General features: G+C 65.8%; 17 protein-coding genes. 15 read left to right on the top strand and 2 right to left on the bottom strand.

Going from position 1 to position 12,513, the window contains the following annotated elements; translation table 11 throughout:
• Positions 1-19: 19 nt before the first annotated feature.
• Positions 20-370 (top strand): glycine zipper 2TM domain-containing protein, encoded by a 351-nt coding sequence (locus tag OOT33_RS08955; protein WP_307749683.1) that lies wholly within the window; start codon positions 20-22, stop codon positions 368-370.
• A 99-nt stretch (positions 371-469) separates the two neighbouring features.
• On the opposite strand, the gene mutM is transcribed toward OOT33_RS08955, so the two are convergent.
• Complete coding sequence (mutM, locus tag OOT33_RS08950; protein WP_307749682.1) at positions 470-1,285, bottom strand: bifunctional DNA-formamidopyrimidine glycosylase/DNA-(apurinic or apyrimidinic site) lyase; 816 nt, start codon at positions 1,283-1,285, stop codon at positions 470-472.
• A gap of 53 nt (positions 1,286-1,338) precedes the next feature.
• On the opposite strand from mutM, the gene OOT33_RS08945 reads away from it, so the two are divergent.
• From OOT33_RS08945 to OOT33_RS08880, 14 genes are all read left to right on the top strand, one after another.
• Positions 1,339-2,070: a ubiquinone/menaquinone biosynthesis methyltransferase gene (locus OOT33_RS08945; protein WP_307749681.1), complete on the top strand. Its 732-nt coding sequence runs from the start codon at positions 1,339-1,341 to the stop codon at positions 2,068-2,070.
• Positions 2,071-2,122: 52 nt separating this feature from the next.
• Positions 2,123-3,661, top strand: coding sequence for a 2-polyprenylphenol 6-hydroxylase (ubiB, locus tag OOT33_RS08940; protein WP_307749680.1), 1,539 nt, complete (start codon positions 2,123-2,125; stop codon positions 3,659-3,661).
• Positions 3,662-3,692: 31 nt separating this feature from the next.
• Positions 3,693-3,926, top strand: a complete 234-nt coding sequence (locus tag OOT33_RS08935) for an AbrB/MazE/SpoVT family DNA-binding domain-containing protein (protein ID WP_307749679.1) — start codon at positions 3,693-3,695, stop codon at positions 3,924-3,926.
• The gene (locus OOT33_RS08930; RefSeq protein ID WP_307749678.1) at positions 3,923-4,261 is read left to right on the top strand and encodes a type II toxin-antitoxin system PemK/MazF family toxin; all 339 of its coding nucleotides are present in this window, start codon (positions 3,923-3,925) and stop codon (positions 4,259-4,261) included. Before OOT33_RS08935 ends, OOT33_RS08930 begins: the two co-directional genes overlap by 4 nt.
• Before the next feature lie 195 nt (positions 4,262-4,456).
• On the top strand, positions 4,457-5,017 hold the full coding sequence (locus OOT33_RS08925) for a hypothetical protein (protein ID WP_307749677.1): 561 nt from the start codon (positions 4,457-4,459) through the stop codon (positions 5,015-5,017).
• Positions 5,018-5,179: 162 nt separating this feature from the next.
• Positions 5,180-6,505, top strand: coding sequence for a terminase large subunit domain-containing protein (locus OOT33_RS08920; RefSeq protein ID WP_307749676.1), 1,326 nt, complete (start codon positions 5,180-5,182; stop codon positions 6,503-6,505).
• Positions 6,506-6,595: 90 nt separating this feature from the next.
• Positions 6,596-7,309 (top strand): LuxR C-terminal-related transcriptional regulator, encoded by a 714-nt coding sequence (locus OOT33_RS08915; protein WP_307749675.1) that lies wholly within the window; start codon positions 6,596-6,598, stop codon positions 7,307-7,309.
• Positions 7,310-7,475: 166 nt separating this feature from the next.
• Entirely contained in the window at positions 7,476-8,627 is a 1,152-nt protein-coding gene (locus tag OOT33_RS08910; protein ID WP_307749673.1) for a phage portal protein, read from the top strand.
• Positions 8,624-8,935: a DUF6127 family protein gene (locus OOT33_RS08905; protein ID WP_307749672.1), complete on the top strand. Its 312-nt coding sequence runs from the start codon at positions 8,624-8,626 to the stop codon at positions 8,933-8,935. Before OOT33_RS08910 ends, OOT33_RS08905 begins: the two co-directional genes overlap by 4 nt.
• Positions 8,932-9,345, top strand: a complete 414-nt coding sequence (locus OOT33_RS08900) for an HK97 family phage prohead protease (protein ID WP_307749671.1) — start codon at positions 8,932-8,934, stop codon at positions 9,343-9,345. The genes OOT33_RS08905 and OOT33_RS08900 overlap by 4 nt, the downstream gene beginning before the upstream one ends.
• A gap of 124 nt (positions 9,346-9,469) precedes the next feature.
• Positions 9,470-10,642, top strand: coding sequence for a phage major capsid protein (locus tag OOT33_RS08895; RefSeq protein ID WP_307749670.1), 1,173 nt, complete (start codon positions 9,470-9,472; stop codon positions 10,640-10,642).
• Between the two features lie 160 nt (positions 10,643-10,802).
• A complete protein-coding gene (locus OOT33_RS08890; RefSeq protein ID WP_307749668.1) occupies positions 10,803-11,345 on the top strand; it encodes a hypothetical protein in 543 nt (180 codons plus the stop codon).
• Positions 11,342-11,554, top strand: coding sequence for a hypothetical protein (locus tag OOT33_RS08885; RefSeq protein ID WP_307749667.1), 213 nt, complete (start codon positions 11,342-11,344; stop codon positions 11,552-11,554). The genes OOT33_RS08890 and OOT33_RS08885 overlap by 4 nt, the downstream gene beginning before the upstream one ends.
• Positions 11,551-11,946 (top strand): DUF3168 domain-containing protein, encoded by a 396-nt coding sequence (locus OOT33_RS08880; RefSeq protein ID WP_307749666.1) that lies wholly within the window; start codon positions 11,551-11,553, stop codon positions 11,944-11,946. Before OOT33_RS08885 ends, OOT33_RS08880 begins: the two co-directional genes overlap by 4 nt.
• Positions 11,947-12,126: 180 nt before the next feature.
• On the opposite strand, the gene OOT33_RS08875 is transcribed toward OOT33_RS08880, so the two are convergent.
• Complete coding sequence (locus OOT33_RS08875; protein WP_307749665.1) at positions 12,127-12,432, bottom strand: hypothetical protein; 306 nt, start codon at positions 12,430-12,432, stop codon at positions 12,127-12,129.
• Positions 12,433-12,513 lie beyond the last annotated feature (81 nt).

Genomic DNA, 12,513 nt, shown 5'->3' with positions numbered 1-12,513 from the left:
ACCCCCAAGGAGAGAAACCATGCCCCAGACCCTGAAATCCCGTGCGCTCTTGTCTCTGTGCACGCTGTCGGCCCTCCCGCTCGCGGCGTGCGCCGGCTATGGCGATGATCGCCCCCGCTATTCTGACCGGGGCTATAACGACGGCTATGTGCTGCGCGACGATGACCAGATCTATCGCGATGCCAATGGCAATTATTACTGCAAGAAGCCTGATGGCACGACCGGGTTGATCGTCGGTGGCATCGCGGGGGGCGTGCTGGGCAATGTCATCGCGCCGGGTGGTAGCAAGACGCTGGGCACGATCCTGGGTGCCGCCGGCGGTGCGCTTGCGGGGCGGGCGATTGACCGCAACAACGTCCGCTGCCGCTGACCGGACTGGGTGACGGGGCGGGCTGCGGCTCGCTTCGGCTGAACCTGATCGCCTTTGATTGAAGCGGCGCTGGCTTCCAATAAAGGCGCGAACCATGGTCTAGCGCTGGCAGGTGGAGCAGTAGAAGGTGCTGCGGCCGCCCTCCGCGCGCCGGGATACCGGGGTAGCACAGGCGGGGCAGGCCTCTCCTTCGCGCCCATACACGCGCCACTGCTTGGCGAAATAGCCGAGCTCGCCGTCCGGGCGGGCATAGTCGCGCAGGGTTGAACCGCCTGCCTCGATGGCCGCCGTGAGAACCTGTTTTACCGCTGCCACAAGCGCGGAGCATTGCTCCGGAGAGAGCGCTCCCGCCGCGCGCTCCGGCGCGATTCCGGCCATGTGCAGCGCCTCGCACACATAGATATTACCCAGGCCGGCCACGACACGCTGGTCAAGCAGTGTCGCCTTGATCGGGCTGGTCTTGCCCGCCAGCGTCGCATGGAGAGCTGGGCCGGTGAAAGCGGCGTCCAGCGGCTCTGGCCCCATGCGCGTGAACGGCGGATATTCCCCAAGCGTGTCTGCCGTGACGAGATCGACAAAGCCAAACCGGCGCGGGTCGCATAAGGCCAGCCGCCGCCCGGCGTCTGTCTCGAGGATCAGATGGTCATGCTTTCCCACTTCCGCCGGGTCGACGCGCCAGCGTCCGGACATGCCGAGGTGAAAGATCATCACGTCGCCCCGATCGGTATCGATCAGGCCATATTTGGCGCGGCGGCTAAGTGTGGTGACCCGCGCGCCGGTGAGCCGCTGGCGCAGGTCTGGCGGGAAAGGGGTTCGCAGGTCCGCGCGGCGGGTCTCGACACGGGTGAGCACGTGCCCCTGCAGCACCGGCCGCAGGCCCGCGACAGTGGTTTCGACTTCGGGAAGCTCTGGCATGTTCGCCTGCTTAGCCGCTTCCCACCGGGATAAACAGGGGCTAGAGACGGCGCATGAGCGAAACAGTATCCTTCGGCTATCGCGAGGTCGATGCCAGCGAAAAGGCGGGCATGGTCCGCGAGGTGTTTTCCGGTGTCGCGCGGCGCTATGACCTGATGAACGACGCGATGTCGCTGGGCGCACACCGGCTGTGGAAGGATCAGTTCGTCTCGCGTGTGAAACCGCGCAAAGGCGAGGCGATCCTCGACATGGCGGGCGGCACGGGCGATATCGCGTTCCGCCTCGCCAAGTCCGGCGCGGCAGTGACGGTGGCGGACATCAACCCGGAGATGCTGGCCGTGGGCCGCGAGCGGGCGGAGAAGAGGGACATTGCGGGTCTGACCTGGTCAGAGCAGAACGCCGAAGCGCTGACCTTCGCGGATCGGAGCTTTGATGCCTACACGATCGCCTTCGGCATTCGCAACGTCACCTTCATCGACAAGGCGCTCAGCGAGGCGCACCGTGTGCTCAAATATGGCGGACGGTTTTTCTGCCTCGAATTCTCGACCTGCGTCTGGCCGGGCTTTTCCGAAGTGTATGACGCATACTCCCATCGCCTCGTGCCCAAGATCGGCAAGATGCTGGCGAAGGACGAGGACAGCTATCGCTATCTCATCGAATCGATTCGCCGCTTTCCGCCGATGCCGGAATTCGAAAAGATGATCCGCGCGGCTGGGTTCACGCAGACAAGGGTGGAGCCGATACTGGGTGGGCTGGTGGCGATCCATTCGGGCTGGAAGGCATGAACGGCGCAGTGGTTCATGCCCCCGCGCAGGCGGGGATCCAGAAAATAATTTCATGACGAGCCACGCGACGCATCTCTGGCGCCTGCTGAAATGGGGGCGCATCCTCGCCCGGCATGGCGCGCTGATGGGGATCGAGCGCGACGCGAACACGCCAGCGCCGGTGCGCCGCCTTGTGCGGCTCGCCCGGCTGGGCGCGCGCGTGCCGAAGCAGCCACGCTATGCTGCGGCGTTTCAGGCGATCGGGCCCGCGGCGATCAAGCTGGGGCAGACGCTCGCGACGCGGCCCGACCTCGTGGGCGAGGCGGCGGCGCGTGATCTGCTCACCTTGCAGGATGCGCTGCCTCCGCTGCCTTTCCGTGCCATCCGCGCGGCGGTGGAGACTACGCTGGGACAGCCGCTGGAGACAGTCTACGCGCGGTTCGACGAAGTGCCGGTCGGTGCCGCGTCGATCGCGCAGGTCCACCGGGCGGTGACGACCGAGGGGCGGGACGTGGCGGTCAAGGTTTTGCGCCCGGGCATCGCGGACCAGTTTGCGCGGGACATCGCGACATACGAATGGGCGGCGGCGCATCTGGAGCAGCTGGGCGGTGAGGCGAAGCGGCTGCGCCCGCGCCTCGTCATCGCCAACCTCAAACGCTGGACCGCGCGCGAGCTGGACTTGCGGCGCGAGGCGGCTTCGTCGTCCGAGCTGGCCGAAGCGATGGCGGCCGAGCCGGGTTATCTCGTGCCGGCGATCGACTGGGATCGCACCACCGGCAGGGTCATGACGATGGCGTGGATCGACGGCGTCAAGATCTCTGACCGGGAGGCGATCATCGCCGCCGGGCATGACCCGAAGGCGCTCGCGGCGCGGCTGGTCAACACCTTCCTGCGGCAGGCGATTGCCGAGGGCTTTTTCCACGCGGATATGCACCAGGGCAATTTGTTCGTGACGCCGGACGGGCGGATCGCGGCGATCGACTTCGGGATCATGGGGCGGATCAACCGGCAGGCGCGGCTGTGGCTCGCGGAGATACTTTATGGCCTGATTACAGGTAATTACCGCCGTGTCGCCGAGATCCACTTCGAGGCGCAATATGTGCCCGCGCATCATGATGTCGCCGAATTCGCCACGGCCCTGCGCGCGGTGGGGGAGCCGATGCGCGGCAAGCCCGCGAGCGAGCTGAGCGTCGGCCAGATGCTAGACGGGCTGTTCGCGATCACGCGCGACTTCGACATGGAGACGCAGCCGCACCTGCTGTTGCTGCAAAAGACGATGGTGATGGTCGAGGGCATCGCCACCGCGCTCGACCCCGACATCAACATGTGGGAAACGAGCGGGCCGTATGTCTCCGCCTGGCTGCGCGACGAGCTGGGGCCTGAGGCGAAGGCGGCGGACACGCTGGTGGAACACTGGCGCACGCTGATGCGCCTGCCAGATCTCGTCCGCCGGATCGAGGACCGCTACCCCGCCCCCGGCGGCGCGCCGCCCCCGCCGCCCCTGCCCGAGGTAAGGCTGCTCGTCTGGCAGCCGGGTTGGCTGCTGCGCTATGGCGCGGTAGCGCTCGGCGCGGCAGCCGTTGGTGCGGCGCTGGTGAGGGTGTTGGCTTGACCTCAAAAGTAATACGTATTACTTTTTTCAGATGAAAGCAGGCAAGCTCACTATCAAGCATCAGGTCACTATACCCAAAGACGTGCGCAAGGCATTGGGGCTCAAGGCGGGCGACCATGTGATGTTCGATGTGGAGGACGGGCGGGCCGTTCTGACCAAGGTCATATATGACGAGGCGACACAGGCCGAGTGGCAGGCTTTTGCCATGCACAATATGCCGGAGTGGTTCGACCCGGAGGAAGACGATTATTGGGCTGAACTGTGAGTGACGCGATCGGGCGGTTCACGGTCGTCGTCGTCGAATTTCCCTTTGTGGAAAGGAAGGGCGAACGAAGGCGGCCCGCGCTGGTACTGACCGACGGAAAGCGCAACCGGGAGACCGGTACCGCAGTCATCGCGATGATCACCCGGGAAGCGGCAAGTCCATGGCCCGGAGACGTTGTGATCACCCATTTGGCCGAGGCGGGGCTGACGAAGCCGTGCAAGGTACGGATGAAGCTCCATACCATCCAGACGGACTCTGTTCGCCCAGTGGGAATGCTGCACGATATGGACAGAGCCGCTGTGTTGAAGAGCCTGAGGGAATGTCTCGCCTTGTGATGTGAGGGCGAGTTGGCCCATTACGCATAAGATCGGGCGGCGACACCTAAAATAACCAAATAGGAAAAATTGTTCTGTCCTACAGCGTCACGCTCAGGCTAGGACGACAGGCATGATGGCGAATCGCGTCGAGGGGCGGGGCCGGGACGGAGTGTTCCGGCCTTTTGCGTTTCCAGGCGCGGAGGCGGAGGCAGCATGGCACGAAAGGATGGCAAGACACTCGGCACCAATAGCGCGCGCACGAAGGACATGAAGCTCTGGGTGCAGCAGCGCGCTCCGGGAGAGGCCGCCCGGGCGCAATATTATCGTCCGCGCAAGACCAGCTGGACGGACAGGAAAAAGGCGCAGTTTCTCGACGTGCTGCGGGCTACATCGAATGTGACCGAGGCCTGCCGCGTGGTGAAGATGGATGTCTCGGGCGTCTATACGCAGCGCAAGAAAGACCCGGCCTTTGCGGCGGGATGGGCCGAGGCGCTGGAGCAGGGCTATGCCGAGCTGGAGATGCTGCTGCTGCGCCAGTCGATCCACGGCTCGGAAATTACCGAGCAGGTCGACGACGGAAATGAAAACGGAAAGAAGCGAACCAAAACGGTTCACAGCTATCCGCACAGCATGGCGCTGCGCCTGCTGATGGCGCACAAGGGGTCTGTCGATGCCTATCGCGCTGAGCAGGGGATCGACCGACCCGGCAGCGAAACGCTGCGCGCTGAAATCCATGCCAAGATCGCAGTGATGCGGGGGCGGGGCGCCGAGTGATCCGAAACGAGTCGCTTCGCTGACGTTTCGGATGATCGGCACCGGCCCTCTCCCCCGCCCAACCTCCCGACAGGGTAAACTATTGGGAGGTTGGGTGGGGGAGAGGGCCGGCGCAGACCCCTCAAACGCCTGCAAGGCATTTCCAGCAAGGAACACGAATGCATGAGCCGCTCGCAGTGGGAGGAGTTGGCCAGCTGGCCGCCGGAGAAGCTCGACGCGCTGCTCGATCAGCTGGGGGAAGCGGGGAGGGAGACGCTGCTCCACGACTGGGTGGTGCATGCGCGGCCGGATCAGTTGCCGCCGCCGGGAGACTGGCGCGTGTGGCTGATGCTGGCCGGCAGGGGCTTCGGCAAGACCCGCTCCGGCGCCGAATGGGTGCGCGCCATTGCCGAGCGGAACGGCGGCGCGCGCATCGCGCTGGTCGGTGCCACGCTGATGGAGGCGCGCAGCGTCATGGTGGAAGGCGAGAGCGGCCTTCTCGCCATCGCGCCGCGCTGGGACCGGCCGCTCTGGCATCCGGCGCTGAAACGCCTGATCTGGAAATCGGGCGCGCAGGCAATGCTCTATGGCGCGGCGGAGCCGGAGTCGCTGCGCGGGCCGCAGTTCACCCATGCATGGGCGGACGAGCTGGCGAAATGGCCCTATGCGGAGGCGGCATGGGACAATCTGATGCTGGGTTTGAGGCTCGGCGACCAGCCGCGCGTGCTGGCGACGACGACGCCGCGCCCGGTGCCGCTGCTCCGGCGGCTGGTGGGTCAGTCGGGCGTGGCGATGACGCGCGGGCGCACGCACGACAACAGGATGCATCTGGCGCGCGGCTTCCTCGCGGCGATGGAGCAGGATTATGGCGGCACCGCTCTCGGGCGGCAGGAACTGGACGGCGAGCTGATCGACGAGCCCGAGGGCGCACTGTGGACGCGCGCGCTGATCGAACGATGCCGCGTGCGGCGCGACGTCTTGTGGAATGATGGCGACAGTGCGTTCTCCCGCGTGGTGGTGGCGGTCGATCCACCGGCGTCGGCCGGGGGAGACGCCTGCGGCATAATCGTGGCCGGGCTGGGCGTGGACGGCATCGGCTATGTGATCGAGGATGCCACCGTGGGCGGGCTGAGCCCGGATGGCTGGGCCGCGCGCGTCGTGGCAGCGGCGGCGCGGCATGGCGCGGACCGGGTGGTGGCCGAAGCCAATAATGGCGGTGCGATGGTCGAAAGCGTGTTGCGTGCGGCGGAGGCGGACTTGCCGGTGCGCCTGGTTCATGCCAGCCGCAGCAAGAGCGCGCGCGCCGAGCCGGTGGCGGCGTTGTATGAACGAGGGCGAGTACGGCACATCGGCGCATTTCCGGCGCTCGAGGATCAGTTGTGCGGCATGATGATCGGCGGCGGCTATGAAGGGCCGGGCCGCTCACCCGACCGGGCGGATGCGCTGGTGTGGGCATTTGCCGCGCTGATGCTGGGGCGGCGCGCGGAATATGGTATTAGGCCTCTTTAAGACGGGCATAGTTTAGGTTTACACATGTATCTTCGGAAGAAAATTTGGGCTATAGCTCCGCCGTGGGCATGACTGACTGTGGATAGGGCCGTGAACCTCAGGGTGGCGGAGATAAGCGATGCCGGGTCCGCCGCTGAACTGTGGCGGGTGGTGCGTGGCTATTTTCGCGCACGCGGGTTTCGCGGTTTCGCCTACTTCATGACGAGCCGCAGCGGCCCCGGCCCGCGTCGCGGGTTCAACATCGTTCACCGCGGCTTCTCCCGCGCGGTGGAGCAGGCCTATGTATCAGAAGGCTGGGGCGAGAAGGACCCGCTGCCGCAGGTCGTGATCTCGCGGGGGGCTCCGACGCGGTGGAGCAGTGCCTGGGCGCTGATCGAACCGGATGACGAGCAGATGGCGTTCCTCGCCCGTATGCGCGCGGCCGAGCTGGGGGACGGCTTCACGCTGCCGGTTTATGGACCGGCAGGGCGCAACGGCAGTGTCAATGTCGGCGCGACGGTGAGGGAAAATGTGCTCGACACCGCACCAGTCGAAGAGATGCACATGGTGGCGCAGGTTGCGCACATGAGATTATGCCAGCTGCTGCCCGACAGGGGGCCGCTGGAAAAGCCGCTCTCGGCGCGCGAACTGGAGATTCTGGACTGGGTCGCGCGCGGCAAGAGCAACAGCGTGATCGCCGAGATACTCGATCTTTCCGGTGCAACGGTGGACACCTATTTGCGGCGGATTTACGAAAAGCTCGAAGTTTCTGACCGTACGTCGGCGGCGGTCGTCGGCGTCGGCATGGGGCTCATCGCCGCCTAAAAGGAATTGCTCTCCATCGGTCTGCAAATGGCGTTCTGCTGCGCTTCCGGTGCTCACGACCCTTAAAGGTCGCTGCGCGCCGGTTCTCGCATTCCACCATTTTCGACTCAATGGAGAGCAATTCCAGGCCGCTCTCACTGATTATCGGCTCCAACGGAGTGAACTCATGAAATTGTTCGGATGGAAGGGGGCGGCCGTTGGGTCGCGCCCGGTGTTGTCGCGCGCCTATGCGATCGGCGGGCCGGCGCTGGGCGAGTGGCCCTCAAGCTATGAGGCGCAGGTGCGCGCGGCTGTGCAGGCCAACCCCATTGCGCAGCGCGCGGTGCGGCTGGTGTCGGAGGCGGCGGGCGGCGCATCGTTAATCGCATCCGGCGCGAGCGCGGCGAACAACGCCAGGGCGCTTGAGCTGGTCCGCCACGCTTCGGCGGGGCAGGGGCTGGTCGAGACGCTGGCGCTGCACCTGCTGTTGCATGGCAATGGTTTCGTGCAGATCTCGCCGGACGGCGAGGGCGAACCGGTTGAGCTGTTCGCGCTGCGGCCCGAGCGGGTGAGCGTCGATGTCGACACCAACGGCTGGCCGGTCGCCTATCAATATCGGGTGCAGGACCGGGTCTCGCGGCTCTGGGCGGAGGACGGGCGCGGGCGCACGGCGGTGATCCATCTGAAAGCCATCAACCCGCTCGACGATCATATGGGGCTGGGCTGCATCGGCGCGGCGAGCGGGCCAGTGGCGATCCACAATGCCGCCACGACCTGGAACAAGGCGTTGCTCGACAACATGGCGCGCCCTAGCGGTGCGCTCGTCTACGACAGCGGCAGGGACGGCGCCGTCCTTTCGGCAGAGCAGTTCGCGCGGCTGAAGGCCGAGATGGAGGCGGCGTTTCAGGGTGCGCTAAACGCGGGGCGGCCGATGCTGCTCGAAGGCGGCCTCAAATGGCAGTCGCTCTCGATGTCGCCCGCGGAGATGGATTTCGTGGCGCTGAAGGCGTCGGCCGCGCGAGAGATCGCGCTAGCCTTCGGGGTGCCGCCGATGCTGCTCGGCCTGCCGGGCGACAATACCTACGCCAATTATCGCGAGGCGAACAAGGCGCTGTGGCGGCAGACGATCTTGCCGTTGATGGCCAAGATTCTGGGCGGGATCGCGCAGGGCCTGCGCCCCGCCATGCCGGGGCTGGAGCTGGCGGTGGACCTCGACCGGGTGCCAGAGCTGGCGGACGAGCGCACCGCGATGTGGGAGCGGCTGAGCGGCGCCGACTTCCTCTCGGCAGACGAAAAGCGGGCGATGCTGGGCATGAGCGTGCAAGGAGAAGTGACATGAGGGACAGCGATATGCTCGCCGGGCTGGTGGCGCAGGCCGAAGGGCGCGCCGGGGATCTGGTGACGATCCGCGCGCTGGTGGAGGAGGCGAGCGAGATCGGCGCTGCCCGCGCGCTCGACCGGCTGGGCCTCAGCGACCGCGCGGCGGAGGACGACCTGCGCGAACTGCGGCAGCTGCTCTCCGCCTGGCGGGATGCGAAATCGGCGGCGAAGAACGCGGCGATCAGCTGGATGGTGCGCGCATGCCTTGCGGTGACGCTGCTGGGCATGGCGGTGAAGACCGGGCTTGTTTCCCTGGTGCGACCGTGACGGCGCAGGGCGTGCGGTTCGCGGGCTATGCCGCGCTGTTCGACCGGCAGGACCGGGGCGGGGATATCATCCGCAAGGGCGCCTTTGCGCGGGCGATTGCGTGGTGGCGCGGGCGGAGCAAGGCTGTGCCGCTCTTGTGGCAGCACCGGCCCGATAAGCCGATCGGCATCATCGAGAGCATGGCCGAGGACGAACGCGGGCTGCGCGTGATCGGCCATGTGCGCGCCGACGCGCCTGCGGAAGCGGCGGTGCTGCTGAAGCAGGGGCAGGTGAACGGGCTGTCGTTCGGCTATCGCGTGGCGAAGGCGGATGGGCGTCACCCGCGTGTGCTGAAGGATCTGGACCTCATCGAGGTGAGCCTCGTCACCTTTCCGATGCAGCCCGCCGCCCGGGTGCACGCGGTGGAATAAACAGGAAGTTCGCAAATCCCGTTCGTTTCGAGCGGCGATCGAGCCTGTCGAGATTGCGGTCGAGAAGGTTCTCGACGGGCGCATCTCGGCTTCGCTCGATGCTGCTCGAACCGAACGGAGACATTTGAGTCAACGGGTAAAGCAGGAGAAGCCTATGTATGAAGTGAAAGCCGATGCGCTGGAGGAGAGCTTTGATGCGCTCGCCCAGGCGGACAAGATTTCGACGCTTGAAGCAGATGTCGCCGCGCTGAAAGGCCAGGTGGCTGCCGCGCAGAGAAGCGCCATTATCCGCCCCGCGCTCGATGGGGTGAAGGGCGCGGATATCGACCCCGCCCGCGCGGCGTTCGTCGACAAATATCTGCGCCATGGCATGGAGGCGGGGCTGGAGCTGAAGAGCTTCACCGGCGCCACGCCCGCGTCCGGCGGCTATGCGGTGCCGCGCGAGCTGGACGCGATGATCGAGACGTTCCTGAAAGCAACGTCGCCGATCCGCTCGGTCGCGAATGTGGTGAAGGTGGGCACCGCAGGCTACCGCAAGCTGGTGACGACCGGCGGCACGCCGTCCGGCTGGGCGGCTGAAACTGCCGCGCGGCCCGAGACCGGCACGCCGACCTACAGCGAGATCGTGCCGCCATGGGGCGACCTTTATGCCAACCCGTCGGCGAGCCAGGCGATGCTCGACGATGCGCAGTTCGATGTCGAGAGCTGGCTTGCGGGCGAGATTGCGATGGAATTTGCCCGCGCGGAAGGGGCGGCGTTCGTCAACGGCACGGGCACCAACCAGCCCAAGGGCTTTTTGACCTATACCACCACCAACGAGGTGGACAGCATCCGCGCGTTCGGCACGATCCAGTATGTCGCGGCAGGCGCGGCGGGCGGCTTTGTCGCCACCAACCCGCAGGACAAGCTGGTCGACCTCGTTCATGCGCTGAAAGCCCCCTACCGCCAGGGCGCGGCCTGGGTGATGAACGCGGCGACGCTGGCCGTGATCCGCAAGTTCAAGACATCGGACGGCGCGTTCATGTGGCAACCTGCGCTTGCCGCCGATCAGCCCGCCACCCTGCTCGGCTATCCGGTGATCGAAGCGGCGGACATGCCGGACATCGCGGCGAACAGCCTCTCGATCGCGTTCGGCAACTTCCGCCACGGCTATGTGATCGCCGAGCGCAACGAAACCAGCGTGCTGCGCGATCCCTACAGCAACAAGCCTTATGTGAACTTCTATTCGGTGAAGCGGCTGGGCGGCGCTGTGGTCAATAGCGAGGCTATTAAATTGATGAAGTTCAGCGTCTCCTGAAGCGCGAATTTGGCCCATGGCGGCTTGAGAAGGCTGCCACTTGCCAAATCATATCGTCAGGATGGTGCGTGGCAATCTCCCTGACTGACCCCTCCCGCATGCCCGTGTGGGAGGGGTTTTCGTTGTGGGATAGCGTGTGGACATGTGGGGGGCGCAGGCCATGACAGTGACAATGAGCGCGGTGGCGCAAGTAATTATCGACGCGGGTATTGCCGAGGCCAAGGCCTGGTTGCGGATCGAAACCGCGACCGACGACGCGGCGATCGGTGCGCTGATGCGCTCTGCCATCGGCATGGCGGAAGACTTCTGCGCGCAGGCGATGTTCGCGCGCAGCGGCGTGGAACGGCTGGCGCTCAGCAGCGAATGGACGCGGCTGCGCGTTTGCCCGGTAAGTGCGATCAGCGCGGCGCGGGCGATCGCGGCGGACGGCACGGCGAGCGCGCTGGCGGTGGGCGCTTATTCCGTGGACATCAGCGGCGATGGCGACGGGTGGGTGCGCGTCAGCCAGTCCCGATCCGAAACCCGGCTGGAGGTGGACCTGATGGCAGGCATCTCCGCCAACTGGGCCAGCCTGCCGGACGGCTTGCGGCAGGGCATCGTGCGCCTCGCCGCGCATCTCTTCACCGAGCGGGAACAGAGCGACCCGCCGCCCGCAATCGTAACCGCGCTGTGGCGGCCGTGGCGCAGGATGCGGATCGCATGAGCGCGCTCGACGCTCTGCTCGACAGGGCGCGCGGCCATGCCGAGGCGCGTGCGGTGCAGAGGCGGCGCGGCATCGTGGACGAGGCCGGCGCGTTTCCGGGCATTTCCGCGCATGTGGAAGGGGACGATGTCGTCCTCGAAGGGCGGCGGCTGCTCGACCGCTGGATCAGGGACGCTTCGCTGCGCATTATCGGGAGAACGGCATTATGAACCCCGATGTCGATATTCGTGCGGCGCTGATCACCCTGTTGCGCGCTGACGCCGCGCTCAGTGCGCAGGTCAACCGCATCTATGACGGCACGCCGGACAAGGCGACTCCACCGATGGTGATCGTGGGCGAGGGCATCGGCACGGACTGGGCGACCAAGGACAGACCGGGGCGCGAGCTGCGCATCGGCATCGGGATCGAGGACGACCGCGAAACCCACAGCCGCATCGGCGCGATCATGCCGCTGGTGGATGCGGCGGTGCAGGGTTTGTCAGGCACAGTTGGCGCGTGGCGCGTGGGCAGCCTGGTGATGACCCGCTCGCGCCTGTTGCGTAATGGCGCGGGGCGGTGGAATGCGGTGATGGATTATCGGGTCAGGGTGCTGGCGGCGTGAGATTTGTGCCATGACGGCCTGCGAACACCCGCTTCCTGCGCTTCCGGTGCTCACGTGCCTTAAGTACGCTGCGTTGAAACGAGTCACGTGCCTCGTTTCAAGGGTCTCGAAATCCGCCGTTCTCGGCTCGTCCTGACGCAAATCTGCGTTGTTGCTTCGGCAGAGAAAAGCTGACCGTCCTCAATTGCCGCTGGCGAAGTTGTCCGTCATCTGTTCGATATAGCCCTTCACCTGGTCCTCGGCGTCGGCGGCGGAGTCCTTTTCGCTCATGCCGTCTGCCCGGTTGGCGGCGACGAGGGCGGCGCGAAATTTGGCTTCCTTGTCAGCACATTTGGCGTTGAGGCCGGGGACGAACTCTTCCTTCGGCATCTTGCGGTCCACGGCGTCGTTGGTGAACTGGCTGAGGCAGGATGCATAGGCCTGCCGTGCCTTGGGAACGGCATCTGCAGGCGTAGCTGCGGCGAAGATCAGTGCAACCAGTATCATAGCAACCCCTCCATACCCCAGAATGGCTGCATGAAAGCTTAACGCCCTTGCGGCCTTTTTCAGTGAAATTCGCACGCACGC

Origin of the sequence: Sphingobium sp. DEHP117 (genome assembly GCF_030867385.1) — a bacterium.
Lineage (GTDB): Bacteria > Pseudomonadota > Alphaproteobacteria > Sphingomonadales > Sphingomonadaceae > Sphingobium.
The sequence above is the reverse complement of the archived record's forward strand: the minus strand, read 5'-3'. Positions and strand labels throughout refer to the sequence as shown.